Genomic DNA, 26,596 nt, shown 5'->3' on the forward strand with positions numbered 1-26,596 from the left:
GCGCAGGATTAACGCTGGATAAGTCACTGCGCATGCGTGCCGCAGCGCGCCAGCGCGCTGTGCAATAATCTGGAGCCGAAATGGCCGAGGTGACGACGAATAAGCCGGCAAGCAGAACCAGCGCCGTAGTGCAGAATTTCTTGAGTGAGACCTACCTCGAGGCGAGCGAATCCAGCCGGGTGTCGCTGCGCGCGCTGGCGGCGCGGTTGGGCGTGACGCCCCCGGCGGTCTCGCGCATGGCGCAGCGCCTCGTGCGCCAAGGGTTGGTGCGGCGCGAAGGCGCATGTGGCCTGGTGTTGAGTGAGGCCGGCGAACGCATCGCGCTGCGGGCAATTCGCAAGCGCCGCATCTTCGAGGTCTTCTTGATCCAAAAGCTCGGCTACACCTGGGACGAGGTCTATCCGGTTGCTGCGGCCGCCAGCAACTATCTCGACGATGAGCTGATCGAACGCATGAATGCGCAACTGGGCCATCCCACGCGCTGCCCGCATGGCGACCCGATCCCCTCGCGCGATGGTCGCATCCAGCCGCTTGACGATGCCCGCCTATCTGAATTGGCCAACGGCGTGCAGGGCGTCGTCAGCCGCGTCTCATCGCACGACAGCGATTTGCTGCGTTATCTCTCCTCGCTCAACATCAAGCCGGGGATGCCGATCCACATCGTGTCGCGCGCGCCCTTCTCCGGCCCGCTGCGTGTGCGCGTGGCCAACGGCAACTTCTACGACGAACACGTGATCGGCTCGGAACTGGCGTCCAAAGTCTGGGTCGAAGTCGCGCGTTGAGCGCTGCGAATACCTGCTGCAGACGATGCTCCGGTTTGCTCGGCGGCATACCGAGGGTGTGATCCACCCCGGGCAATCCTTCCGCTTCGAGCGCGGGCAGCGCGCGAGTCGCTCAACGCGGCGCAGCTCGCATGCGATATGCCGATGCCGGCGGCATAGATGAAGATAGATGAAGGATGACGCGATCGCGATCGGAGAAGCCGAGCCGCTTCAGCGCGGGATGGGATTCATGGCTCTGCCCAGGTCAAAAATCCCGCAGGATGGTCAGCGCCTTCAGGTCGCCGCCCACCTTGATGCGGCCGGTGAGGACGGCGGCCATGGGGTTGACTTTGTCGCGAAAGACCTTGAGCGCCATGTCCCCCGCCATGCGCACCCATGCTACGGCTTCGCCATCTCCTTCCACCACCGACACGCGGCCGTCTCGAATCACAAAGCGGTATACGCCATCGCCGCCGAAGTCAAACTTTAGCGTTGTGGTCAGGCCGGGGCGCGTGCCATCAATCCGGCGCGCCACCTCTTCCAACATGACGCGCAGCGCGCTTGTGGGTTGAGCGATGGCTTGGCTCGTTGCCGGCGGGGCGGCCGCCGCTGACGTAACGACGTCAGGGGCGGCCGTAGGGCGTGTGGACGATGGCTCGTCTCGCCACAGCTCGCGCAGCACATGGGCAGCCAGCTTGGGCCGGCGGTCGCGCGTGAAGACCCCTTTCTGGTTCAGCCCGCCCACGCGCCGGGTGGACTGCACCGAGAGGAAATCGGCAAAGTTCCACACATGCGCGCCGATTACAAAATCTTTGCGCCGCGCCGTCGTCACGTAACCACGGATCAACTCGGCCTGGTATTCCTCCGACCACATCACCGGGGGTTGACCGTGTAGGCCTGCCGGAGCGTCGGCGCCGAACTCACTGATCAGGATGGGCTTTTGGAAGGTCTCGTAGATCAGGTCGAGTTCTTGATCGAGGGTTTCTATAGCGCGAGCAAGCTGGCCGCCTTGCTCGTGCCAGCCCCAATAGCGATTGACGCAGATCACGTCGGTCAGCGCCTGCCATTCCAGAGGGGCGCCCATCCGCCCGACGAAGGTCGCCGGCCGGGTGGGGTCCAGGGCGCGGGCGCGGGCGAGCAAATCTCGGAAGAAGTCGTGGGCGTAGGCGGGGGGCGGCGTCGTGTCTTGGCCGCTCAGTCGCGCGATCAGGTTGGGCAAGAGCGGCTCGTTGGCCACCGACCACATCACCACGGCCGCATGATTCTTGTCGCGGGCAATCAGCTCCTCTAACATGCGCAGACACGTCGCTTTGCGCTTCTCCACGCTCGCCTGATCATCGAAGAGAAAGCTCACCGCTGGCAGCTCGTCAATGATGAGGATGCCCAGCCGGTCGGCCATCTGCATCTCCTCTTCGGAATACGGGTAGTGCGAAGTGCGATAGGAGTTCGCGCCTACCCATCGCAGCAGGTCGTAATCCTTCACCAACAGCGGCAGATTCAAGCCGCGCCCGCTGGCGTAGAAGTCCTCGTGCCGCCCGAAGCCCTTGAACCACACCGGCTCATCGTTCAGCAAAAACTGCTTGCCTTGCACCGCGACCGTGCGCAGCCCCACCGGCATGGCATACACATCCTGCCCGGCGACGACCGTGAGGTGATACAGGAACGGATCGTTGGGCGACCACCACCGCGTATGAGAAAGTCGCAGCTCCACCTGGCCGACCTCGTCCGCGCTGTGCATGTCGCTCATCGCCGATGATTCCCCGCCGACCAAACGCACCTGGCCGCGCGCCGGCGCCTCGTTCATGCGCACCGTCACCTGCACGCGCGCTTGCCCGCCCTCGCGCCGGGTGATCACGGTGATGTCCTGAATGTGCGCAGGCGGCGCGCAGTAGAGCACTACCGGACGGTGCAGGCCGGCATACGGGTAGAAATCGAAGCTGGTGTCTGGGTAGCCCTGGGTCAGCTCGATGTCGAGTGAATTTAAGTTGCCGGCGGGCACGCGATCCGGGCGCAGCGTGTTCTCCACCAGGATGGCGATGACGTTCTCATCGCCGAAGCGCGCCGCAGCCGTGATGTCGCAGACAAAGGGCAGGTGGCCGCCCTCGTGCTCGCCTACGCGTTGGCCGTTGACCCAGACCACGGCGCGGTAGTTTGCCGAACCAATGCGCAACACGACGCGCCGACCCCTCCAGTCCGTCGGCACGACGACGCGCCGCACATGCCAAGCCGGGCCGAAGTAACCAAACAGGTCGGCATACTGCTCGTTCCAAGAGCCGGGCACGGCCAACGGGCGCGGCGCCGGCAGGCGATGCATGAATCCTCTCTCTTCCCCTACGTTATCGGGGTCGGGTTGAAAGTCCCACAAACCGGAAAGGTCAAGCACAACGCGAGAAGGGGTTAGGTAGGGATACAACATCTCAGGACTCCTTTCGGGAGGGCAGGCTCACATAGGCGATGTCAGCCTGGGCGTGGCTCCGGCGTCGCGAGCCGGCGAGGGCGACGTCCAAAAGCCCCGATTGCAGCGACGCCGTAGATGATCAATGCAAGGCTGACCAGCGTCAGCCACGACAGCCGGTAATCGGGCAGCAAGATCAGTTGCCAAAATACCGGCAGTCCGATAAACGCTGCGTTATAGCTGGGCACGAGCAAGCTGGCGCGCGCTTTGAGGACGAAGGCCACCTGCGTCAGCACAAAAGCTAAAAAACCGACCACAAACGATGCAGCAAAGATGACGCTGCCCAACACGGTGGTGGGCAGGATGTTCGACGCGCCGCCGTAGTTTTGACCGATGCCTTTGAGAAAGGCATCCAAGCTGCCCAGGCTGCCGGCTACCAGGCCGAACACGACGGCCAGGAAGCGCAAATTGCCTGCGCGCCAGGCCACGATCATGCTGATCACACCGACAAACAGCCACACCCCCAACGCGAAGAAGAAGGCCGACAAGTTCATCGTGAAGCGGTCGAGCGCTGCCGCGCGCAACAGGTTGTCGTAGCCGATGCTCGACGTGCCTAGCACGATGGCGCCTGCGCCGAGGGCCTCGCGCCGGCTGATCGGCTCCTTCAATACCCAGTGGGCATACAGCATCAAGAAGACGAGGCCAACGCCGAACACGCTGCTGAACAGCGCCGGCGGGCCGTAAGGCTGAGCCAAGATCGGCCAAATGAACAGCGTGTTGTTCAAGAAGACGCCGGCAAGGTAAATCAGCGGCTTGCGCAAGCGCTGACCGCTTGGCGCCGGTTGTCCGCGCAGCCGCGCCTGAAGCTGATCGAATACCTCAATCCCCTGGCGCTCCAGCGCCTTGGCCAGATGCGTTTGGATCGTTGAGATGAGGCCCAAGCACAAAACCAAGGGAATGTTGGTCATTAGCGACAGTCTGCTTCGATCAGCCGATGCTCGCGCCGACCTCGCGGAGGAGCTTGACCGTGGCGTCGGCGATGCGCGCCGGCTTCTTGCCGAGCAAGCGACACAAGATGAGCTTGCGCGCCGTGATCTCGATGTTTTCAGTCCAGTCCGCAGCGCGGCGCAAGCTAGAGCCGGCGACCACCATGCCATGATTTTGCATCAAAACGGCCAAACCATGTTTGCGCATCGCCTCCGAAACTGCCTCGGCCAGCGCCTCGCTGCCCGGCATGATGAACGGCACGACAGGCAACTCGCCAATGAAGGCTGCCTCGGTCGAGATCGGCTCGAATTTCATGCCGACCAGCGACATCAAGGTGGCATACTCCGGGTGACTGTGAATGACGGCCTGGACGTCGGGCATTTTGCGGTAGATCGCGCAGTGGATGCGCAATTCACTGGAGGCGGTGTGTTCCGTCGGGCGCACCACTTGGCCATCCAAGTTGATCCGCACCAGCATCTCGGCGCGCAGCTCGCCTTTGAACAGGCCGCTTGGCGTGATCCAAATCTCGTCCGCTTTGTCCGCGCATCGCGCGCTTACGTTGCCGCCGGTCGCGGTGATCAGCCCCTTGGCGTATAGCTCCTGCGTGATCTTCACTACGTTCAACGCATCAGAGTCGCCGGCCCATTGCCCGCCTGCGGGCGGAGCGGAAGGGACGGAAACGATTGATGCCGCTGCGACAGGCTGCGGTGCGACGGCCGGCGAAGTCAACTCGGCCAGGTTGCCCAGCTCCCCAACCGCAGCGCGCGCTTGAGCATACAGGCGGGACATGTGGCCCTGAATGCGCATGAAGGCCATGGCGCGCGCGGTGTCGCCGCTGAACGAGAGCTTGCCGCTGAGGGCGGCTTTTGTGGGATTGACGCGGCCGGTGAAGATGCCGTCCAGAACCTCGGTAGTGGTCTTTAGCCTCACCTCGGCGTGAACGGACGGCGTCCCCACCCCGGCGGTTACCTTGCCGTCAATGAAGGAGAGATAAAACGGCTGATCGAGATCTTTGAGAGTGAACAGGAAGGTGACCTGTTTGCCTTTGGCGAAGGTCGCCAGCTCAGCATCGGCGGCCACGCGCCGGGTGAAATCGTCCAGCAAGGCCAGCACCTTTTGGCGTGTTTCGTTCGTCGCAGGCGGTGCCGAGGCAGGCGTAGCGGAATGTGAGGATGATGAGGGTAAAGCCGGCGTTTGCGCCGCCGTAGAACCCTCGGCAGCGGCGGGCGAACGTCGCCCGGCAGCGGCTGCCTCCAGGTCGGTCACGGCCGGGCCGGGACGCTGGCGACGCTGGTGCAGCGCCGCTGCATCCATCGCGCGTGGCCCGCGCCAGCGAAATGAACGCATAACATCAGGGTTAAGCGCATGATCGGGAGCCTGGCCCGCCAGCAACTGGGTCAGCGCGCGCGCTGCTGCTTCGCCCTGATGCGCAGCCACCTGTTGGGTGTTGCCACCGATGTGCGGCGTGGCAATGACATTCGGCGCGTTCAGCAGCGGATCGTCCGCCGCCGGCGGTTCCACGGCGAACACATCGGTCGCGTAGCCGCCCAGTCGGCCCTGATGAAGCGCTTGGCACACTGCTGCTTCGTCCACCAGGGCGGCGCGCGCCGTGTTGACGAGGAACGCGCCGGGCTTCATTTGCGCTAGCGTCTGAGCATTGATCATGCCCCGCGTCTCATCGGTGACCGGCGCATGCAGGCTCACGAAGTCGCTCTGCGCCAAGAGCTGCGCCAAGCTGACCTTCTCTGCGCCCATGCGGGTGATTTGCGACTCGCTCAGGAAGGGGTCGCAGATCAACACGCGCGTGCCGAAGGGGAGCAGCCGCGCTGCTACCTTGCGGCCCACTGCGCCGCCGCCGATCAGCCCCACCGTCTTGCGCCACAGCTCTACGCCGAGGAAAGCTTCATGAGCCTGGCCGAGCCGGCCCAGGTCGCCCGCTTCGCCCCCCGGCTGATGCAAAAAGGCAAGCGCCGATGGAAGCTTGCGCGCCAGCGCGAGGATGAAAGCCATTGTCAAATCGGCTACGGCATCGGCGTTGCGCGCCGGCGTGTGTGCGACCACCACCCCGGCCAGCGAGCACGCCTCCACGTCCACGTTGACCGGGTTGCCGCGACACACGATCACGGCACGCAGATCGGGCAATTGCAACAGCACCTCGGCATCCACCACGTCCACCTCGGTGATGAAGACGTGGCAACCTTGTAAGGCCTGCGCCAGCTCGTCTCCTGTCAGCACCACGCCCGCTTCGCGATAGGGTCGGTAGATCACGTCGGCTAATCGGCTCAACTGCGCTCGCGATGCCTCGTCTATCTCGGCGCTGACGAAGACGCGCGGGCGGAAGGCATCTGGCACGGGCGCAGCCTGCTGAACCGTTGGCGCTTCCAGCACCGCCTCGGTGACGTGCTCGCTTGCCAGCGCGTCCGCTTCGCGGCGCGCCTGGCAGAGCTGCGACCAGGCGGCGTAAAGCCGATGATAGGTGGCCGATTGAGCGCCGGGCCGATGAGCTTCGGCGGGGCGCACGAGCGCCTGCGCGGCCGTGGTCAGGCTGTCGAATAAGCCTGCGCCGACGCCGGCGCAGAAAGCGGCGCCGAGCGCGCTGGCTTCGACCACAGCGCTGGCATAGACCGTTTGTTCCAGCACATCGGCAAGCAGTTGCCTCCAGAAGGGGTTGCGGCTCATGCCGCCGGCCAGCCCAAGCCGCTGCATTGGTCCTGCGACGGCGGCGAGCTGTTCTAGGTTGGCCCGGATGGCATACGCCATTCCTTCCACCACGGCGCGGGCGAACTGGGGTACGGCGTTCGGCAGCGCTTCGGCGGCGAGCGCTGAAAACGTGAACGTGTCCACGGGCATCGCCAGCGCGCGCGCGTCGAAGCGGCGCGCGCCGATGGTGGAGTAGGCGTCGGAGGTGGGTTGCCGAGCTGCCTCGGCTTCGGCCAACCAGCGAGCCGTGGGCTGCGGGTCGGCAGCAAAGCATAGGCGGGCCAGCCAGTCCAGTGTGGCACCCACGCTGCCGGCGTTGCTCTCCAAGATGTAGCGGCCTGGGAGAAGATGTAGACCGGCCCACAAGCCCGCATCGGCTGTGATCGGCCGCTCGGTCACCCATTGCACCGGCGCCGTTGTGCCGGCCACGATGCCGACCTCGCCCGGCGCAAGGATGCCCATGCCGAGCAGGCCACACTGCGTGTCCGGCCCGCCTACTGCCACCGGTGTGCCGGGCATAAGGCCCAGATCGTCAGCGGCAGCGCGCGTCAAGTCACCCAGGCGCTCGCCGGCCGTGCGAAGCGGCGGAAGCACCTGATCGGGGATCTCTAGGCGGCGCAGCAAGGGCTGCGCCCATGTCCGCTGATGGATATCCAGCAGCATGGTCTCGCCGGCCTGGGCGGATTCGGCGGACGGTACGCCGGTCATGCGGTAACCGGCCCAATCGCTCAAGCTCATAACCCACGCTAACGAGTCGAAGGCCTGTGGCTGCTCCTCACGGAGCCAGAGCAGCCGGGCAGCCAGGAAGATGGGATTCGGGTAATGCCCGCCGATTGCCTGAATTGCCTCGCCGTGCTCGGCAGCCAGTTGTAGCGCCTGGCTGGCGGCGCGGGCATCGCGGTTGGGGGTCATCAGCAATACGCGCCCTGTCGCATCTAGCGCAACTGTTGTGTGGCGCATGCTGGCGACGGCCAGCCCGGCGACCTGCGCGGGGTGGACGCCGGCCTGGCGCAACACGTCGCGCGTTGCCTCCGCTATGGCTTGCCACACGACGTCGGGATCTAGGCGGTACGCGAAGCGCCCGGCCTCCGGTTCGGGAATCAACGACCAGGCGCAGTGCGCCGCGCGCGTTTCGCGGGTGGCGAGATTCAACAGCAGGCAGCGTGCGCCGCTGCCGCCGAGATCAATCCCGATCAAGTATTCAGGCATTGCCTTGACCTCCGTGCAGCAGAAATCGAAGGATGTTCTTCAGCGCTGAAGCGCGCTCCCGCCCTGTGCCGAAGAGTAAGTAAAGCAAGGCGCGCACAAAGTCCACTTTTGCTGCCGAGTAGGGGAAGCGCATCAAGGGCAAGTCCAGCCTGGGCCAGGAGAGATGCTGCCAGATGACCATCTCATACAAGCCCTCGACGCCTCGCGTGCGGCCGAAGCCGCTGGCTTTGCGGCCGCCCCAGCCCACCTCGGCGTAGGTGCTGGAGGCGCCGTGTTCGTTGATCGAGGCGTCGCTGACGGCGAGCCGCGCCAGCAACTGCCGCCCCCGTCGCACGTCACGCGTCCAGATGCTGGCCGTCAGGCCATAGGGGCTGGCGTTGGTGAGCTGAATGGCTTCCTCCACATCGCGCACCGGCCGGATCGGCAGGAGCGGGCCAAAAGTCTCGTCGCGCATGAGGGCCATGTCGTCCGTGACGTTGGTCAGGACGGTGGGAGGGAAGAAGCGGCCAGGTCCGGGTAGAGGCTGGCCGCCGGTGAGCACGCGCGCCCCACGCTGAATCGCCTCCTGCAACTGCTGTTGCACGACGTTGAACTGCGCCTCGGTGGTGATAGCTCCCACATCGTTGCAGGGGTCGGTGGCCGGGCCCACGCGGAGGCGCTGGGCTTTCTCCACCAGCTTTTGGGTGAACGCTTCGGCGACCGGTTGCTCCACGTAGATGCGCTCAATCGCCAAACAGGCTTGACCGGCGTTGAGCAAGGCACCCCACAGCACGCCCTCGGCAGCGCGATCGAGGTCGGCGTCGGCCAGCACGATTGCTGCGTCTTTGCCGCCCAGCTCCAGTGTGACCGGCACCAGATGCTGTCCGGCCAGCGCGGCGACCTTGCGTCCATTGGCCGCGCTGCCGGTGAACACCAGCTTGTCAATGCCGCCGGCGATCAGCGCCTGGCCGGTGGTCGCGTCGCCGGTGACCACCTGCACCAGCCCCTCCGGCAATCCGGCCTGGCGCGCCAGCTCGCCGATCTTCAGCCCGATCAGCGGCGTGTATTCCGAGGGCTTCAATACAACAGCGTTGCCGGCCACCAGCGCGGCGCTGAGCGGATCCATGCTGAGCATGAGCGGATAGTTCCACGGCGAGATCACGCCGACCACGCCGTAGGGCTGGGCGATGAGGCGATGCGCCCGCAGTGCGCCTAGGCGCGGCCATAGCCTGCGCGGGCGCAGCGCGCGCTCGGCGCGGCGCGCGTAGAAGCTTAGCAAGTCCAACGAGGAAAGCACCTCGCCATACGCCTCGATCTGATCCTTGCCTTGTTCGGCCACAATGAGCTGCGCAAGCGCATCGGCCTGGGTTAACAACAGGCGGCGCAGAGGCTTGAGCGCATCCAGGCGCTGGCGAACGGTCAACGCGGCCCACGCGGCCTGGGCGCGGCGCGCTGCCTGCACAGCCGCGCGCACATCATCGGCGCTGCAGATCGGCGCGCGGCCCAGTTCTTCACCGGTGACGGAATGGCGGGAGATCAGTTCGGTCATGGCTCAACTCATCACGGCTTCGCTCGATTGAACGCTGCGCTCGAAGCCGCCCGACGGTCGGTGATAGCGACCCAGCCAACCGAACGGGCGTTCAATTCCTCGTTTGGTCCGCGCGCTCCGGCCCGCAGCTTGAGGTGGACGGCATGCAATCGCCAGCGTCTGGCCGAGGATCAACTTGGCCCACGCCACGCGGATGCCCTCTAAGCGCCGGTCTGCCTCGAGAACCGGCGCTTCATCTGCGCCGGTCAGGCCTTGTGAATCTGGTCGGCCGCAGGCGACGTTTCCGCCTTCGGCTGGCTGAGTAGCGCCACTTTGTTGGGGTTGAGTTCGGCGATCGCGTCAATCACGCCCAGCGCTTTGGCCTGCTCCGGCGTGAAGTACACATCGCGGTCGGTGTACCGGATGACCTGCTCTTCGGTCATGTGGGTGTGGCGCATGATGATCTTGTTGATCGTGTCTTTGATGCGCAGGATCTCGCGCGCTTGAATCTCGATGTCGGACGCCTGACCTTGGGCGCCGCCGAGCGGCTGATGCATGTGAATGGTGGCGTTGGGCAAGGCGTAGCGCTTGCCCTTGGTGCCGGCCAAGAGCAGCAGCGTGCCGAAGCTGGCCGTCAGGCCGACGGCGAATGTGGCTACCGGCGCCGAGATCATCTGCATCGTGTCGTAGATGGCCATGCCAGCATAGACCGAGCCGCCTGGCGAGTTGATGAAGAACTGGATGTCCTTCTCGTTGTCCTCTCGCTCCAGGAAGAGTAACTGCGCCACGATCAAGTTGGCCACCTGGTCGTTGATCGGCGTGCCGAGGAAGACGATGCGCTCTTTCAACAGCAGCGAGTAGATGTCGTACGCGCGTTCGACGCGACCGTTGGTCTCGATCACCATCGGGATGACGTTCTTGATCGCGTCGAACCGTGCCTGAGAATAGATTGGAACCATACTTAATCCCTTTTGTGGCCATCCGCGCAACAGCGTTGCCGGATGGCTCAACAGAAGCTCCGCGATTCGCAAGTACTACCGCGCCGTCATTAGCCGAACGTTGGCGATCAGGCTGCCGCCGGCTCGGCCGAAGGCTGACCGGCCGGTTCGGCCGCCAGTTCGCCCTTGGCGATCCGCATCATGCGGTCCAACACTTTAGTCGAGAGGAGGCTGTTCTTGAGGGCGCTGCGCGTATCGGCTCGGGCCAGCACCTTGCGCACTTCGGCCTGGCGGCTGCCATAGCGCTGGGCGGCCAGCTCGACTTCGGCGGCGATCTCCTCCTCGCTCACGTTCAGGCCCTCGGCGCGTGATAGCTCGCGCATGACTAACCCGCGCCGGCCGCGCTGCTCGGCGATTGGCCGCAGCTCTTCGCGCACTTGCTGCTCAGTCTTGCCTTGCAGCTTCAGCCACTCTTCGAAGGGCATCCCTTCGACTTTGCGAACGTCATCCTTAAAGTCCGCGAACAGACGATCCAGTTGGTCCTCGATGAAATCGGGCGGATAACGCACCTCGGCCAGCGCGGTGAACGCGTCAAGCGCCTGGAGGGCGAATGACTGATCGGCCTGGCGCTGCTTGTATTCGATCAGCCGACGACGCAAGTCCTCGCGCAGCTCGGCCAGGGTCGAAAAGGCGCTGGCCGCCTGGGCGAGTTCGTCGTTGATGTCGGGGAGCGTCCGGCTGCTGACCCGCTGCACATCAATCGCGACGTCAATCGTCTGGCCGCGCAGCGATGCTTCGTCGAAGTCATCCGGCAAGGTCAGCGTCGCGTCCTTGTGTTCGCCGGCGCTCATCCCGACGATGAGGGCGGACAGCCCGGGCAACACTTCGTCCTCTGCTTTGAGCACCAGGCCGCGCTTCGGCTGGAAGCGGAGCGCTACTTCATCGCTGCCTGGCAGTTTGCCCACCACACTCACCTCGACCAAGTCTCCCATCTCCGCTGGCCGCTCGACCAGTTGCACGATGGCGTGCTCCTCGCGGATGAACTGGAGCTGCTGCTCGATTTCCTCATCGGTGACGACGACCGACGGCGCCGGCAGGCGAATGGATCGGTAATCCCTCAGGTCCACCTTCGGTTCGAGCGGCACACGCGCGACCAATTGGTAAGGCGATTGTCTCACCTCCTCAATCCGGCCGGGGCCATAGGGGTCTATGCCGGCCTCATCCAGCGCTTTCGGATACACCTCGCGAGCGACGCGATCCACGACTTCGGCATCGAAGACCGACTGGCCGCCGACGGCGCGGATAACGGCTGCCATCGGCGCGTGACCGGGGCGGAAGCCGGGGATGCGCACCTGCTTGGATAGCTCACGAGCCACATCGCGACGCGCCTGGTTCACGACGTCATCATCTACAGTGATGGTCAGGCGCACTTCGTGCGTATCGAGGGTTTCAACTTGGAAGTTCATGGTTTTGATCCGATGGGGACGGTGGGACTTGAACCCACATGCCTTGCGGCACATGATCCTAAGTCATGCGCGTCTGCCAATTCCGCCACATCCCCACAACCTGCAAGGGGCTTATTCGCGTCTGCGGTGGGCAGCTCGGCACCCCCGGCGCATCCTCCAATGGGCGGCCGCGCGCTCCGGTTGCGCTTCGGCGAACGCGCCCACGTCACTGTGCCCTCAGGCGGGGAGATTATACTAGCTGCCTCGATGTGACGGAGATGTGATGGATCGGACCGGCTGGCGCGGTGCGACCGTTTGGGTTGACCTGTGAGCGCGTATGAGCAAGACGAGATTGTGGTTGGAACGCATCGGAGTGGGCATCATCGCTTTCTTGTCGTTGTCGGCGCCTTTCGTGTTTGGATTGGTGTATTACCTCGGCGTGACCGATGGCATAGACATCAACGCCGGCGACCCGCTGCGCGAATCGCGCATCTGGATGATCTACGAGCGAAACGGCCCGACGGGCATCGGCTGGCTGTACACCGCCCCGACCGACAGCCCGCGGCCGGGCGTGCAGTGCGCCCGCTCACAACTAACCGTGCTGAATTGGGGCGGCGGTCCCTTGCTCGACACCAGCGCCAAGTATTGCCGCTGTTATGAGCCGGCAGCCGGCAACCGACTTAAAGAATCCCCGGTGGCCTGTCGCGAATGAATGACGCGCCACACAACACAACGCTATGCTCAAAGCACTTTATCTCATTCGCCATGCCCACCCACAGCCGAACACCGGCCTCGCCTATGATCGCGCGCCCGGCCCGCCACTCTCCGAGGTTGGACGCCAGGAAGCCCGCGCGACCGGCTTGTACCTGTCGCAGTGCAACCTGGAGCGACTGTTCGTCTCGCCGTTGGAGCGCACCCAGGAGACCGCGCGCTTGATCGCGGAGCATGCGCAGGCCCCCATCCAGATCGAAGAGGCGCTAGCCGAGCACCGCAGCGACGAGAGCTTCGAGAGCGTCAAGGCCCGCGTGCAGGATCTGCTGGCGCGCGTCGAGGGCGATGCGTTCGCCTGTGTGGGCTTCGTCACTCACGGCTCGCCGACCAAGGCCCTGCTGCAAACGCTGTCGAACGGTACGCTGGACCTATCGCAGTTCGTCTTCGACAACGGCAATCCCGCGCCGACGGCCGGCGTGTGGCGCGCAGAGCGCGGGGATGACGGTTGGCATTTGGACCTGGTGTTCACGCCGGCTATGGTGCGGATGAGCTAAATCCTCTCTTGCTCCGTTGCTGCGCGTGCTGTGGGTTCGTTCGGGGAGGTGATTTCGCGCACATGCAAGTCAACACCGGCAGCGCCAAAGGGCGCAGGCTGAAATCCGTGCCCGGCGACGCGATCCGCCCCATCACCGACCGCGCCAAGCAAGCGATCTTCAACATCCTGATGGATGACGTGCGCGGCTCGCGCTGGCTAGACCTGTTCGCCGGCACCGGCGCCGTGGCGATCGAGGCGCTCAGCCGCGGGGCGGAACATGCTACGCTGATTGACATCGCGCCGCAGGCCATCCAAGTGATCCGCGAGAACCTTCGCATCACCCGTCTCGAATCCAAGGCGCGCGTGATCCGGCAGGACGCCTTCGACTACCTGCAAGCGCGGCCCAACGCGCGCTACGACTACATCTTCGTCGCCCCGCCGCAGTACCAGGGGCTGTGGTCGCGCGCGCTGATTGCGATTGACGAGAACATCGGCTGGTTGAGCGAATCTGGCACGGTCATCGTTCAGCTCGACCCGAGGGAGTATTTCCCGATCGCGCTCGACCACCTGGAACTGGGCGACCAACGGCGTTACGGCAAGACCATGCTGTTGTTCTACGATCGCCTCTAGCTGACCGGAACCGGCGAACGCACCGCCTTCACCTCTCTCGCGCGACTCTCACCGGTCGAAGATGGCGATCACCGCCGGCACTGGATCGAACGAGTTCATCGAGAGGCCGCCGAGGGTCTCATCCAGCCACAGGCCGGACGACCCGCCGCCGTCTAAGTTGAGCGCGCGCGCGACACGCAACTCAGGCGATGCCGCCAGGAAGTCCGCCAGGTCGGTCAGCGTCCACTGCATCATCTGCGTCACGCCTAGCAACACATAGCCGTCGCGGTCGAGCGCCACGAAGCTGCGCCGGTGGCGCTGTCCGTTATCGCCAATGCCGGCCACCCGTTGCCCATCCACCACCAGCATCGGGAAACTCTGCACGGCGTGTTGAATGGCGGGGTCAAAGCGGTAGGGCTGGGTGCGCAACCATTGCACCAATGGCCTGCCGTCGCGCAGTGCAAACATCCCGCCGAAGCCGCGGTAGCTTCGCCCGAATACCCGTCCATCTGTGATGAGCAGGCCGGTCGCTCGATTGGCCTCATCGAAGAACCCGCCGTTAATCATGAGCGCGGCGCCGGTGGCGCGCTGCCAATCGCGCAAGGTGCGAGGCACCTGCGGGTCATAGAGCACGCGCATCGTCGCACGTTGCCAATCCACGCGCGCCACAATGAGCCGCTCGTCGAAGTTGTTGCTGTGGCCTCGCAGCAGCAAGAGGGCTATCGCCGGCGTGAGGGCGCGCCACTGCCCATCATAAGCCGGCGGTGTTGCCGTGGCTGCCGGCGTGTGGGTCACGACGACCGGCTGCGTCGGGCGGACCGCCGGCGAGGGGAAAGTCGTCGGCTGCGCCGATGGCGTTTTCGGCGCATCGCTGCAAGCGGTCAATAGGCCAATGACCACCGCGGCGCCAAGCGCGCCCAAGGAACGCATGGCGTTGGAATTCTACGCTGTTAGAATCATGGCGCGCTATGCGCGAGACCGACTGGATCACGGTGATTGGCGGCGGCCTGGCCGGCGCAGAGGCTGCATGGCAGATCGCCCAACGCGGCGTGCGCGTCAAGCTGTACGAGATGCGCCCGCGCAAGATGACGCCGGCGCACACCACGGGGTATCTGGCCGAGCTGGTGTGCAGCAATTCGCTGGGCGCCGACCAGGACGACAAGGCGCCCGGACTGCTCAAACGCGAGATGCGCATGCTCGGCTCGTTAATCCTGGTGTGCGCCGAGCGCGCAGCGGTGCCCGCCGGCAGCGCGCTCGCTGTGGACCGAGAACGGTTCGCGCTGGAGGTGACCCGCCGCATCGAATCCCACCCGCTCATCGAGGTGATCCGCGAGGAAGCGATCCGCATTCCGGAGGGGGTCAGCGTGATCGCCAGTGGGCCGCTCACTTCGGATGCGCTAGCCGCCGAGATCGCCCGACTCACCGGCAGCGAGTACCTCTACTTCTGGGACGCCATTGCGCCGATCGTGACGCTCGACTCGGTTGACCTCACGATCGCCTTCCACGCCTCGCGCTACGGCAAAACGCTGGGCAGCCGGAGCAGCGATGCACGCCCTGCGCTGCAACCGACCGACGGCGACTACATCAATTGCCCGATGACGCGGGAGGAGTATTACGCCTTCGTCGAGGCGCTGACGACGGCCGAGACGGCAACCCTGCGCGACTTCGAGCTGCGCGATGAGCGCTTCTTCGAGGGTTGCCTGCCGATCGAGGTGATGGCGCGGCGCGGCAAGGATGCGCTGGCCTTTGGGCCGATGCGGCCGGTGGGCATCCGCGATCCGCGCACCGGCCGGCGACCGTTCGCTGTGGTGCAACTGCGCCAAGACAACATCGCCGGCACACTCTACAACCTCGTCGGCTTCCAGACCAACCTCAAGTTCCCCGAGCAAGATCGCGTGCTGCGCATGATCCCCGGCTTGCAACACGCCGAGTTCGTGCGCTACGGCCAAATGCACCGCAATACATTCATCAACGCTCCTGCGCTGCTGAGCGCTACGCTGAAACTGAAGGATGCGCCTCTCGCGCGCCAGCAGCGCCCGATTCCCGATCCGCGCCGCGCGATTTTCTTCGCGGGCCAAATCGTCGGCGTCGAGGGCTACGTCGGCAACGCGGCCACCGGCCTGCTCGCCGGCGTCAACGCCGTCCGCGCGCTGCGCGGCGAGCCGTTGGTCACGCTGCCGCCCACGACCATGCTGGGCGCATTGTGCCACTACATCGCGCATGCGGATCCGAAGCACTTTCAGCCGATGAAAGCGAACTTCGGCATCTTGCCGCCGCTGGCGCACCCCCCGCGCGATAAGCGGCTGCGCGGCGCAGCCTACGCCGAACGCGCCCGGCGCGACTTACAGACGGCGATTGAGTCGCAGGGCATCCTCAGCGATATGCTGGCGCCCGTTCAAACGTAATCGGCGCATACGACAGCGCAGGATAAGCGTCATCGCTGCGCCTGGCTACGCATCGCATCGCCAAAATGGCCGCTTCACCTTTACCGATGTGATATGTCTGCGAAACACGTCCCGGACATCGTTGTTGCCCGGTTGCCGCTGTATCTCCGCGCGTTGAGCGCCATGCAAAACGGCGGGAAGGTGTTCACCTCGTCACAAGAGATGGCGCAATGGCTCGGGATCAGTTCGGCCCAAATTCGCAAAGACCTGTCGCATTTCGGCGAGTTCGGCAAACAGGGCACCGGCTACTCCGTCGCCGGTCTCCAAGAGAAGCTGCGCCAAATCCTCAACCTGAAGCACGAATGGCCCATCATCATCATCGGCGCCGGCAACATCGGCAGCGCTGTGGCGAACTACCCCGGCTTCGCCCATCGCGGCTTCCGCGTGTGCGCCGTGTTCGACAACGACCCCAAGAAGATCGGCCGCTCGGTCGGCGCCTGCAAGGTATACGACGTGCGCCAACTGCCGGAGTTTGTCCGCGAGCACAATATTCGGATGGCGATGATTGCCGTGCCGGCCGAGTCGGCGCAGGAAGTGGCCGACCTCGCCATCGCCTCGGGGATCGTCGCAATCCTCAATTACGCGCCGGTCAACCTCAGCGTGCCCGCCCATGTGCGCGTGGAGAACATTGACCCCGTGCTCCACTTGCAGCACATGACCTACTACCTCGCCTGATCGTCCAAGCCGAGAACGCGAGTTCGTGTCACTTCGTCACAAACTCTTGACAAACCTGTTGCGTTCATTAAGATTGGCGACAAGGCTTCTCATTCACTCGAATTCTGGAGGATGATGATGAATAAGCGAATCGTCAGGGTGATCGCTGCCGGCGTCGGCGCTGCTCTCGTGCTCACTGCTTGTGCAGTGAGCAATCGTCAAATCGTAACCGGCCCGAACGGCCTCGTCGTTGAGCCGCTCAACCTCACTACAACCCGCGCGCAACCCGCTGCGCCCGTCGTCGCTCCGCCTGCGGAAGAGCGCGCGCTGCCGCCCGCGCCGGCCACCGAGAAAGCGCCACAGCCATCCTCCGCGCCTGAGCAGTCCGGCAAAGCGGTCACGGCCGGCGACGCCGCAAAGTCCGTCCAGCAGACCAAAGCCTCAGCCGCTAAATCGGCCGACTCCATGTCGTATGGATGCGGCGGCTATGGCTACGCGGAAGGCTACGGCAGCGTTGCCAGCGACGACTAGCCGGCGCGCAGTCTGACCGAGGAATAAACCGACCCCGAGCGCCCTGGGGGTCGGTTTGCTTTTCGGGATATGACAAAAATTGGGGTGAGCGACGGTCAGCCCGATCTGCGCACCGCGGCTTCCCTACAGGTCGCTCATCATGACGACCGTCAGCCATCGGGGGTGTCTTGAGAGGATGATGACTGTTCACCGGATCGGTGCGGCGCTCACCGTCCCTTGACGGGATGTGCGCGGCCCGTATAATTGGGCCAATTGAGCCGAGTGTCACCAGGACGTGACGTTCCGATGAGGGGCGTCGCGTCCTCAGCTTTTCCAAAGGAGCACTACCGAATCATGACCACCGAACTTAGAGAATTTTTGCGAATACCCTATGCGGAGCTGGAAGAGTTGAACCTCGAGGCCAAGGCTCAGCGCCTGGCGCGTGTGCCGATGCACCAGCTCCAAGAAGCACGCTTGAAGTATCTGACCGACGAGAAGCGGATCAAAGCCGTTACCGTGTTGTTCTCCGACCTTGAAGGTCGGCTGCATATGCTCGACTACGACAAGAAGTTCTTGTTAAAGTCGTATGACAATCTGACCTTCGACGGTTCGTCCATCCGCGGGTTCACGGCGCAACGCGAGTCCGATCTGCGACTGGGGATTGACTGGTCGGCCTTTTATTGGGCGCCGGCCGATGTTTTTGGCCCGGGCAAAGTGCTTGTTTTCGGCGAAGTGATGGAGCGCGACGGTCGGCCGTATGTTGCCGATACGCGCAGCATCCTCAAGGGCTTTGCGCAGCGGATGTTCGAGGAGAAGGGCTACACCATGAACGCGGCGAACGAGATCGAAGGGTTCTTGTTCAAGGGGTTGAACGCCGAGCGAGAGTATCACAAAACGGGCCAGTTCGAGTTCGTCAACACGGGCGGCTACTATCACTCGCTTCCGGGGGATCCGCTCCGCCAGTTCATTGATACGGTGGCCGAGGTACAGCGCGCGATGGGATTCCAGAACGAGAAGGATCACCCTGAAGTGGCACCTTCACAGTTCGAGATCAACTACAGCTATACCGAGGTGGTTGCTGCAGCAGATACCATCCAGCTTTATAAGCTGATCTGCCGGCAGGTGGCCGCGCTGCAAGGCCTAACCGCCAGCTTCTTGCCCAAGCCGGTCGTCGGCGTCAACGGCAGCGGCATGCACACGAACATCTCGGTCAGCCAAAACGGGGTCAATTTGTTCTGGGATGCGAACGGCGAGGAGAACCTGAGTGAGTTTGCCTGGAACTTTGTGGATCGCATCTTGACGCACGCCAACGACATCTGTCTACTGCTCAACGCGAGCGTGAATGCCTACCGCAGGCTCGACCCGCACTTTGAGGCGCCGAACCAGATCATCGCCTCACCGGTGGATCGCGGCTCGATGGTGCGCATTCCGATCGGCAACGCACGCAGCGCGCGCATCGAGGTGCGCTCGGTGGGGCCGGATGCGAATCCGTATTTGGTCATGTATTCGCTCTTCCGCACCGGCCTGGAGGGCAGCATCAGCAATGAGCCTGGCTTGCGTCAAGCCAAGCGCTTCCTGCCGGACAACATCTACGACGCGATTGACAACTTCTGCGCGGCGCAGTGGAGCTCGGTGTTGCTCGGCGATGACGTCAAGGCGCGCTACGCTGACTTGAAGCGTGCCGCTGCTGATCGCTGTCCACGTTTGCTCGGCACGTTCGTCAAGGGGCCGGAGGTGCAATATCACCACGAGGTCTATAACCAGTATCTGTGGAATCTGTTCTGAGCAGACGGCTGCTCAAAAACGGGTAGGCGAAGGCGCGCCTCCGCCTACCCGTTAGCACTGAACGGCTTGCGCTCAATGGCGCCCGCAGGCGCAACTGCCGCCGCACGCGCAGTTGCTGGCTTCCTGCGAATCGCTCGATACCCCAGCGGTGGCGAAGCGCGAGATCAGCCGCCGCACGCGGTGTTCCCCACATTCCGGGCAGGCGACTTTGCGCTCATCGCGTGCGTTGCGGATGATGCGCTCGAAGGTTGCGCCGCACTTGGCGCAACGGTATTCGCGTAGCGCCATCAGTCCTTCCAGTTGCCGGTCTCCCACTTCTTCAGGAACACGTCGGCCTCTTCCGGCGTGCGCACCAGGTCGAAGCCGGTGTCCACGAAGGGTGGGTACTCCTTCTTGTTCACCACGATGTCGTACAAGATGCCGACGGCATCGTAGCCCCAGCCGTAGAACTTCTGGCCGATCAGGGCGTGCACCAGGCCCTCTTTGAGCAGCTTCAGCTCGTTCTCCAAGATGTCCCAGGCGACCACCTTCATGCCGGCCTTGGCTGCGGCCTGGAACTTGGGCATGGCGTTGATGTCGCCGAACAGCGGCCATGCGCCGGCCATGAAGTAGCCGGCCAGGTCGGGGTTGGCGGTCAGGCGGTTCTCCACGACCTCAATGCCCTTCTGGATGTCGTCGTTGCACGGGTCGGTGGCCACCCACTGCAAACCGGCCGGATCGGCCACCTCGCGGAATGCGCGGATGCGCGCCTCCAGGTTCTGTGCGCCGGGCACGCCGGTGAGGATGGCGTAGGTCTTGTTCGGTTTGTCCTTCAGCAGCTCCACCATGATCTCGGCGCCTTTACGCGCGGCAGCCTCGTTGTCCAGGCTGTAGAAAGTGATGCGCTTGGAGTTGGGCGAGTCCGAGTCCCAGGTGATGACCGGGATGCCGGCATCCATCGCGCGGTCAATCACCGGCTTGAGCGCGTCGGGGTCGTTGCACGAGATGCCCATGCCGTCCACCTTGCGCGCGATGGCCGCGTCGAGCAATTCGGCCTGCTTCTGTGCGTCGGCGGATTCGGGGCCGACCCACTCCACGGTGATGCCCAACTCCTTGGCCTTATCCTGTGCGCCGCGGCGGGCCACGTCGAACACCGGGTTGTTCACCGCTTTGGGCGACCAGACGAACGTCAGCGGCTTCTTCTCTGCAGCCGGCGCCGTGGTCGGCTGTGCGGCTTGGGGTGGCGCAGCCGGCGGAGGCGCAGCGCAGCTCGCCAGCGCCACGGCGCCGGCGCCGATGCCCGCTGCGCGCAGAAAAGTGCGTCGCGAAACTTTCTTCGTGTTCATGCGAGTCTTACCCTCCTTTTGAACTTCGCGCGTGCGACGGGCGACGTCTGCCCGTCGCCAACTTTAAGGTATATCAAGTTCGCCGTTGGCGCAAGCGGTCAATCAGCGCCGAGAGCAGGATGATGCCGCCGGTGAAGGCTTGTTGCCAGTAGCTCTCCACGCGCAGCAGCACCAGGGCGTTGTTCAGCACGCCGATCAGAATGGCGCCGAGCACCGCGCCCAGCACCGTGCCACGCCCGCCGGAGAGGCTCACGCCGCCGATCACCGCCGCGGCAATCACGAACAGCTCGTAGCCCAGCGCCTGCGTCGGCGCGGAGACGCCCAGCCGCGCCACCACCAGCACGCCGCCCACGCCGGCCAGCGCGCCGGAGAGCACGTACGTCAGCAGCTTCACGCGGTTTACCGGCAAGCCGGTGAGCAGCGCGCTGGTCTCGTTGCCGCCGATCGCGTAGATGTATGTGCCCCACACATGATACGAGAGGAAAACGGCGACGATGATGGCCAGGATGAGCAGAAAGATGACGGGCGTGGGCACCGGGCCGATGTAGCCCTGGCCCAGCGCGACGAACTCGATCGGGAAGTTGCGCACCGTCTGGCCGCTGGTCAGGCCGACCACCAGCCCGCGCACCACACCCAACATGCCCAGCGTGGCGATGAACGGCACGACTTTCAAACGCACCACCAATAGCCCGTTGATCAGCCCGACTGTGGCGCCGGCCAGCACGCCCAGGGCAAAGGCGATGGCCGGCGGCAGCCCGAAGCTCGGCAACTGGTAGGCTGTCGTCCCGCCCAGGCTGACTGCCATTGCGGCGATTAGCCCGCTGAAGGCCATGGTCGAGCCGATGGAGAGATCAATGCCGCCGGCCAGGATGACCATGGTGACGCCCAGCGCGGCGATCGCGATGTCGGCGTTGTTGCGCAGGATGTTGAAGATGTTGTCCGACGTGAGGAAGGCGCTGCTGCTTTGTGACAGCACCAGGCTGAGCGTGAGCAGCACCAGCACAATGCTGGTCTCCGGGCGTTGGATGATCCGGCGCAACAGGGACGGTTGCTGCGCAGCCGCCTTCGCAGCTTTGCTCTCTACTGCAACGTTCGTGCTCATACGACGACCTGACAACGTGATTAATTGATACTTCAGCGCTTCCCGCTTGCCAGCGCCAGCACGCGCTCTTGGGTAGCCTCTGCGCGCGAGAGTTGGCCGGCCAGACGACCTTCGCTCATCACCAGGATGCGATCGCTCATGGCCAGCATCTCCGGCAGCTCCGATGAGATCAGCAAGATGGCCATGCCGCGATGCGCCAGCTCGTCAATCAGGGCGTGAATCTCGGCCTTGGCGCCCACGTCAATGCCGCGCGTGGGTTCGTCGAGCAGCAGCACGTTGAGGTTGGCGGCCAGCCACTTGGCCAGCACCACCTTTTGCTGGTTGCCGCCGGAGAGCGAGCCGACGAGCAAGTCGGTGCGCGGGGGGCGCACTTGTAGCTCGTCCACGTAGCGCTGCGCGGTGCGTTCCACCTCCGGCCAACTGATGAACTGCCCGCCGCGCGCCAGTTGGCGCAGCACCGTGAGCGTCGTGTTGTCCCGCACAGTCATGCCCAGCACCAGCCCTTGCACTTTGCGGTCCTCGGGCACATAACCGATGCCCAGCCGTCGCGCGTCCTGTGGCGAGCGGATGTGCACCGGCCGACCGTTCAGCCGAATCGTGCCGCTATCTACGCGGTCGGCGCCGAAGATAGCCCGCGCCACTTCCGTGCGCCCAGAGCCGACCAGCCCGGCCAGCCCGACCACCTCGCCGGCGCGGATGTGGAAGGTGATGTCCTCGATCACGCCGCGCCGCGTCAAGCCCTCCACCTCCAACACCACCGCGCCCGGCTGGGCCGGCCGCTTGGGGTAGAGGTTCTCGATCGGGCGGCCCACCATCATAGCGATCAGGCGCGCGTCGCTGGCCTCGGCGATGGGCAGCCCGCCGGCGTTTTGGCCATCGCGCAGCACCACGACGCGGTCGCAAATGGCGCGCACCTCGTTCAGGCGGTGCGAGACGAACACCACGCCCAGGCCGCGCGCCTTCAGCCGGCGGATGATCGCGAAGAGGTGTTCCACTTCCTCATCCGGCAGCGCCGAGGTCGGCTCATCCATCACGATCAGCCGGGCGTCGAACGCCAGCGCCTTGGCGATCTCGGTGAGCTGCTGAAAGGCGACTGACAGCTCGCCAACTTTGCGGCGCGGGTCCAGCCCGACGATGCCGAGCTGCTCGAAGAGCGCCTGTGTCTCCCGCGCGCGGCGGGCGCGGTCAACGAAGCCCAGCTTGCCCAGCAGCTTGCTCATGCGCTGCGGCCGATGCAAGAAGACGTTCTCGGCGACGGTCTGGTTCGGCGTGAGGTTCAGCTCCTGGTAGATGACGGCGACGCCCAGCCGCTGGGCGTCCTGTGGGTTGTGGATGGCGACCGGCCGGCCGTCCATGAGGATGTCGCCCTGGTCGCGGGTGTGCACGCCGGCCAGGATTTTGATGAGCGTGGATTTGCCGGCGCCGTTCTCGCCCAGCAGCCCCACCACCTCGCCGCGGTCCACCGCGAAGTGCACGTTGTCCAGCGCCTGTGTGCCGCCGAAGCGCTTGCTGATGCCGCGCATCTCCAAGAGCATAGCCATCAGCCAGGATTGTAGGGCAACTGCGCCGCGGGGCAAGGGGAGCGGTTGGGCGCAGGGCTTACGCATGGGCAGAGGATCAGTCGCGCGCCCGCCTGCGCGATTGCTTGCCGGCTGGGACGAGCGCTGCCGCCTGAACCGGCTCACGGGCGACCTTAAAACTCTTAGATGCGTTTGCCCTCGACGCTGGATAGACGCGGCTGACCTGGCGCTGCCGATTCGTCTAACGCAGTCCCCTCAATCGCCAGAACATCCCCACCGCCCCGAGCTGAACGACGACCGAGAAGGCGATGAGCGCCGACAGCGATGCGTCATAGAGCACGCCCATCAGCGCGCTGCCCAGGAACCAGGCGACTCCATAGCCGGTGTTGAAGATGCCGTAGGCCGTCCCGCGTCGGTCGGCGTGGACCATCCCGGCGACCGTCGCCCGCAGAATGGATTCCTGCGCGCCCATGCCGATGCCCCAAAGCGCCATACCGACGACTGCTGCCGGCAAGCCGCCCAGGAAGACCAGCGGCGCAAAGAGCGCGCTCAGCCCCGTCACGGCTGCCAGAACCACGAGTCCGATCCGGTCAAACAGCCGCCCGAAGACCAATGCCGCAACCGCATCTACGCCCATCGCCACTGCATACAAAACCGGGATGAGGTTCTGTGGCGCGATGCCATTCTTCTCGAAGTGGAAGGCGATCAGGGGGAAATCGGCGAATCCGGCAGCCGCCAGCGCCGCGCCGGCGAGGTAGAGCCAATAGGCGCGCGGCAATCCTTGCGGCTTCAGTTGGGGCCGAGCGATCTCGAGTTCGCGAGGACGCGGATAGAGCCATCGCGCCAGCAGGAGTGCGCCGATTGCCAGCACAGCCGGAATCGCCAGGATGGCAAAAGCCGCCGGATAATCATCGCGCAGGAACAGCACGGCGGAGACGACGAGCGGCCCGGCGACCGCGCCGACCTGGTCCATGGCCTCGTGCAGGCCGAAGCCCCAACCGCGCCCGGTGGCCTGGGTGGCGTGTGAGAGCATCGCGTCGCGCGCCGGCGTGCGGATCGCCTTGCCGATGCGCTCGGCTATCATCAGCATCGCTGCGATCTCCCACCGGCCGGCCAGCGCCATGAGCGGCACGGCGAACAAATTGACTGTGTAGCCGGCGATGGTGATGGCCCAGTACTGCCGGGTGCGGTCGCTGATTGCGCCGGAGATCAGACGCAACCCGTAGCCGAGCAGTTCGCCCAACCCTGCTACGATGCCGACGGCTGTGCCGCTTGCGCCGAGCACGGCCAGGAATGGGCCGGTGATGCTGCGCGCGCCCTCATACGTCACATCGGCAAACAGGCTGACCAAACCGAGCAGCACCACGAAGCGGATGGCGGTGAGCCGCGTGATGTCTTTGATATTGGCGAGCATGGGGCGTGGGGTTCAGTATCCGGTAGCGTCAGGGGGTATCGGTGGGTTTGCTTCGGTAGAAACGGATGCGCGCCTTCTCGAGCGTGGCGAGACCTTCGCGGATGCTCCCTTCGATGCTGTTGAAGAAGCGCTCCAGCCTCTCCTGCGTGTCAACGATCTCGACCACAATGGGCAGATCTTCCGACAGGCGCTCGATCTTGGCGGTGTGGACGCGGCTATTGGCGCCAAATCCCATGATGCCGCGCAGCACGGTCGCGCCGGCCATGCCCTGGCGCTTGGCCTCGAGCACGATCCATTCGTAGAGCAGCTTGCCGTCTTTGCGATCGCTCTCGCCGATGAAGATGCGCAGCAGATAGCCTTCTTCGGGTAACACCATCGCTTCACCTCCAGATCAGGGCAGCGGCGACGCGGCCCAACCAAACTGCCAGCAGGCCGAGCACGACTTGCACCGAGACATTGGCGAACGTGCTCAGCGCCTGACCGTCGCGCAGCAAGTTCACGGACTCGTTGGCAAAGGTGGAGAATGTCGTGTATCCGCCCAGCATGCCGGTGAACACGAACAGGCGCGACTCGGTAGTGAACACGCCGCGCGCCTCGGCCAGTTGCGACAACAGGCCGATGATGAAGCAGCCGGTTAGGTTCACGACCATCGTTCCGTAAGGGAATTGCACATTCTGCATCACACCTTGCACGTAGCCGCTGAACAGATAGCGCAGTACCGCGCCGATGCAGCCGCCTAAGCCCACCAACACGATGCGATTGAGTGCGACGTTGTCCATTGCAGCGTCAACAAAAAAGCTTCTGCCGCGTAATCACCTTGGCAGAAGCTATCAGTCAACATTGACGGTTCTCGCGGGACCTTCTAGTCACCGGCGACAGCGAGCTTCATCGCTGGACGCTAGTTTACGCCTTGCGTCCGATCCGGTCAAGGTGAGGCGTCCCGATTCACCAGGGCGAACGCATCATATGAGCACACGGCAAAGTGCGGTCTAATAGCGGCATGACGCTCACTTCAGCATCCGGGTAGACCCGCGTGTTGAGCGGACGCGCCGGGGCATGAGTCGCTACTGTATGACGCGCACTGTTTCATCCATTTGCCTGCCGTTAGGTGGCGCTTCCATCGGTTCGTCGTTGCGCTCCAACGTTTGGTCGCGCCACGACACCGCATCTTCCAACGGCTCGAGGTGCGTGAACACCGTGGCGTTGGGCAGCGCGCTGCGGATGTCGGCCTCGATGCGCTCCAGCAAGTGGTGGCCGCATTGCACGCTCCACTGGCCCGGCACGAGGATATGCACCGAGATGAAGCTGCGCGCGGCAGCCTGGCGCGTGCGCAACGCGTGGTATCGGATGCCCTCGCTGTTGGCGTAGCGGTCGAGCACGCTGTACACCTTTGCGACATCCGCTTCTGGCAGGCCGGCGTCGAGCAAGCCATTCGCCGAGCGAGCGAGCAGTGGGATGCCCATCCGGGCGATGTTGATAGCGACGATCAGCGCCATGATCGGGTCGAGCCAGAGCCAGCCGGTCGGCACGCCCAGCGCCACGCCGCCCAGCACGACGACCGAAGTGAGCACGTCGGTGAGCAGATGCTTGGCGTTGGCTTCCAGTGTGATGGAGTTGTATCGCCGGCCTGCGTTGTGCAACACAAGCGCTGTGCCGAGGTTGATCGCCGATGCGACGATGGAGACGGCCAGGCCCAGCCCCGGCTGAGCGATGGGTTGGGGGTGGAGCAGCCGGTTGATCGCTGCGACGCCGATGCTGATCGCTGCGACGGTGATCAGCCCGCCCTCAATCCCGCTGGAGAAGTATTCGGCTTTGGTATGGCCGTAGGCGTGCGCTTCGTCGGGTGGGCGCGCGGCCAGCTTTAACATCGCCAGCGCCATCAGCGCGCCGGCCAAGTTGATCAGTGACTCGAGCGCATCGGAGAGCAGACCGACCGAGCCGGTGAGCAGGTAGGCCAAGCCCTTCAGGCCGATGGTGAAGATCGCCGCAGCGGTAGAAAGCCATGCGAAGCGCGCGAGCGACGAACGCCGCATGGCGCGATTATC

23 protein-coding genes and 1 tRNA gene are annotated in these 26,596 nt (G+C 64.5%); 8 read left to right on the forward strand and 16 right to left on the reverse strand.

Annotated features, from left to right (window positions below; genetic code table 11):
- Positions 1-80: 80 nt before the first annotated feature.
- A complete protein-coding gene (locus GXH28_RS08025; protein ID WP_169238504.1) occupies positions 81-782 on the forward strand; it encodes a metal-dependent transcriptional regulator in 702 nt (233 codons plus the stop codon).
- Positions 783-1,026: 244 nt separating this feature from the next.
- Here GXH28_RS08025 and uidA read toward each other — a convergent pair whose 3' ends face one another.
- The 7 genes from uidA to GXH28_RS08060 all read right to left on the reverse strand — a co-directional run bounded on the left by uidA (position 1,027) and on the right by GXH28_RS08060 (position 12,058).
- Positions 1,027-3,177 (reverse strand): beta-glucuronidase, encoded by a 2,151-nt coding sequence (gene uidA, locus GXH28_RS08030; RefSeq protein WP_169238505.1) that lies wholly within the window; start codon positions 3,175-3,177, stop codon positions 1,027-1,029.
- Positions 3,178-3,218: 41 nt separating this feature from the next.
- Entirely contained in the window at positions 3,219-4,124 is a 906-nt protein-coding gene (locus GXH28_RS08035) for a hypothetical protein (RefSeq protein WP_169238506.1), read from the reverse strand.
- Positions 4,125-4,143: 19 nt separating this feature from the next.
- A complete protein-coding gene (locus tag GXH28_RS08040; RefSeq protein WP_169238507.1) occupies positions 4,144-8,052 on the reverse strand; it encodes an NAD(P)-dependent oxidoreductase in 3,909 nt (1,302 codons plus the stop codon).
- Positions 8,045-9,580, reverse strand: a complete 1,536-nt coding sequence (locus GXH28_RS08045; protein WP_169238508.1) for an aldehyde dehydrogenase family protein — start codon at positions 9,578-9,580, stop codon at positions 8,045-8,047. Before GXH28_RS08045 ends, GXH28_RS08040 begins: the two co-directional genes overlap by 8 nt.
- A gap of 245 nt (positions 9,581-9,825) precedes the next feature.
- Positions 9,826-10,518: an ATP-dependent Clp protease proteolytic subunit gene (locus tag GXH28_RS08050; RefSeq protein ID WP_206156769.1), complete on the reverse strand. Its 693-nt coding sequence runs from the start codon at positions 10,516-10,518 to the stop codon at positions 9,826-9,828.
- A 107-nt stretch (positions 10,519-10,625) separates the two neighbouring features.
- Entirely contained in the window at positions 10,626-11,963 is a 1,338-nt protein-coding gene (tig, locus tag GXH28_RS08055; RefSeq protein WP_169238509.1) for a trigger factor, read from the reverse strand.
- Positions 11,964-11,976: 13 nt separating this feature from the next.
- Positions 11,977-12,058 (reverse strand) — tRNA-Leu (locus GXH28_RS08060).
- Positions 12,059-12,279: 221 nt separating this feature from the next.
- Here GXH28_RS08060 and GXH28_RS08065 point away from each other — a divergent pair.
- From GXH28_RS08065 to rsmD, 3 genes are all read left to right on the forward strand, one after another.
- Positions 12,280-12,654 (forward strand): hypothetical protein, encoded by a 375-nt coding sequence (locus tag GXH28_RS08065; RefSeq protein ID WP_169238510.1) that lies wholly within the window; start codon positions 12,280-12,282, stop codon positions 12,652-12,654.
- A gap of 25 nt (positions 12,655-12,679) precedes the next feature.
- Positions 12,680-13,207 (forward strand): histidine phosphatase family protein, encoded by a 528-nt coding sequence (locus tag GXH28_RS08070; protein WP_169238511.1) that lies wholly within the window; start codon positions 12,680-12,682, stop codon positions 13,205-13,207.
- Positions 13,208-13,269: 62 nt separating this feature from the next.
- Positions 13,270-13,818 (forward strand): 16S rRNA (guanine(966)-N(2))-methyltransferase RsmD, encoded by a 549-nt coding sequence (rsmD, locus tag GXH28_RS08075; RefSeq protein WP_169238512.1) that lies wholly within the window; start codon positions 13,270-13,272, stop codon positions 13,816-13,818.
- Between the two features lie 48 nt (positions 13,819-13,866).
- Here the strand turns inward: rsmD and GXH28_RS08080 are convergent, their stop codons facing one another.
- Positions 13,867-14,727, reverse strand: coding sequence for a phosphodiester glycosidase family protein (locus GXH28_RS08080; RefSeq protein ID WP_169238513.1), 861 nt, complete (start codon positions 14,725-14,727; stop codon positions 13,867-13,869).
- Positions 14,728-14,765: 38 nt separating this feature from the next.
- Here GXH28_RS08080 and trmFO point away from each other — a divergent pair, with 38 nt between their 5' ends.
- From trmFO to GXH28_RS08100, 4 genes are all read left to right on the forward strand, one after another.
- Positions 14,766-16,202 carry a methylenetetrahydrofolate--tRNA-(uracil(54)-C(5))-methyltransferase (FADH(2)-oxidizing) TrmFO gene (trmFO, locus tag GXH28_RS08085; protein WP_169238514.1) on the forward strand — a complete coding sequence of 479 codons (1,437 nt, stop codon included), beginning with the start codon at positions 14,766-14,768 and terminating at the stop codon, positions 16,200-16,202.
- A 93-nt stretch (positions 16,203-16,295) separates the two neighbouring features.
- On the forward strand, positions 16,296-16,916 hold the full coding sequence (locus GXH28_RS08090) for a redox-sensing transcriptional repressor Rex (RefSeq protein ID WP_169238515.1): 621 nt from the start codon (positions 16,296-16,298) through the stop codon (positions 16,914-16,916).
- 111 nt (positions 16,917-17,027) lie between these two features.
- On the forward strand, positions 17,028-17,426 hold the full coding sequence (locus GXH28_RS08095; RefSeq protein ID WP_169238516.1) for a hypothetical protein: 399 nt from the start codon (positions 17,028-17,030) through the stop codon (positions 17,424-17,426).
- 333 nt (positions 17,427-17,759) lie between these two features.
- Entirely contained in the window at positions 17,760-19,190 is a 1,431-nt protein-coding gene (locus tag GXH28_RS08100; RefSeq protein ID WP_169238517.1) for a glutamine synthetase family protein, read from the forward strand.
- 72 nt (positions 19,191-19,262) lie between these two features.
- On the opposite strand, the gene GXH28_RS08105 is transcribed toward GXH28_RS08100, so the two are convergent.
- From GXH28_RS08105 to GXH28_RS08140, 8 genes are all read right to left on the reverse strand, one after another.
- Positions 19,263-19,478, reverse strand: a complete 216-nt coding sequence (locus tag GXH28_RS08105; protein ID WP_169238518.1) for an FmdB family zinc ribbon protein — start codon at positions 19,476-19,478, stop codon at positions 19,263-19,265.
- Positions 19,478-20,515, reverse strand: coding sequence for a sugar-binding protein (locus GXH28_RS08110; RefSeq protein ID WP_169238555.1), 1,038 nt, complete (start codon positions 20,513-20,515; stop codon positions 19,478-19,480). The genes GXH28_RS08105 and GXH28_RS08110 overlap by 1 nt, the downstream gene beginning before the upstream one ends.
- Positions 20,516-20,588: 73 nt before the next feature.
- Positions 20,589-21,617: an ABC transporter permease gene (locus tag GXH28_RS08115; RefSeq protein ID WP_169238519.1), complete on the reverse strand. Its 1,029-nt coding sequence runs from the start codon at positions 21,615-21,617 to the stop codon at positions 20,589-20,591.
- Positions 21,618-21,649: 32 nt separating this feature from the next.
- Complete coding sequence (locus GXH28_RS08120) at positions 21,650-23,158, reverse strand: sugar ABC transporter ATP-binding protein (protein WP_169238520.1); 1,509 nt, start codon at positions 23,156-23,158, stop codon at positions 21,650-21,652.
- A gap of 220 nt (positions 23,159-23,378) precedes the next feature.
- Entirely contained in the window at positions 23,379-24,551 is a 1,173-nt protein-coding gene (locus tag GXH28_RS08125; RefSeq protein ID WP_169238521.1) for an MFS transporter, read from the reverse strand.
- A 28-nt stretch (positions 24,552-24,579) separates the two neighbouring features.
- Positions 24,580-24,927 carry a DUF190 domain-containing protein gene (locus tag GXH28_RS08130; protein WP_169238522.1) on the reverse strand — a complete coding sequence of 116 codons (348 nt, stop codon included), beginning with the start codon at positions 24,925-24,927 and terminating at the stop codon, positions 24,580-24,582.
- A 4-nt stretch (positions 24,928-24,931) separates the two neighbouring features.
- The gene (gene crcB / locus GXH28_RS08135; RefSeq protein WP_169238523.1) at positions 24,932-25,330 is read right to left on the reverse strand and encodes a fluoride efflux transporter CrcB; all 399 of its coding nucleotides are present in this window, start codon (positions 25,328-25,330) and stop codon (positions 24,932-24,934) included.
- Positions 25,331-25,615: 285 nt separating this feature from the next.
- The gene (locus GXH28_RS08140; protein WP_169238524.1) at positions 25,616-26,584 is read right to left on the reverse strand and encodes a cation diffusion facilitator family transporter; all 969 of its coding nucleotides are present in this window, start codon (positions 26,582-26,584) and stop codon (positions 25,616-25,618) included.
- Positions 26,585-26,596 lie beyond the last annotated feature (12 nt).

The sequence above is a fragment of the Candidatus Roseilinea sp. NK_OTU-006 genome, from assembly GCF_012931985.1.
In the GTDB taxonomy this organism is placed as follows: Bacteria; Chloroflexota; Anaerolineae; order J036; family Brachytrichaceae; genus JAAFGM01.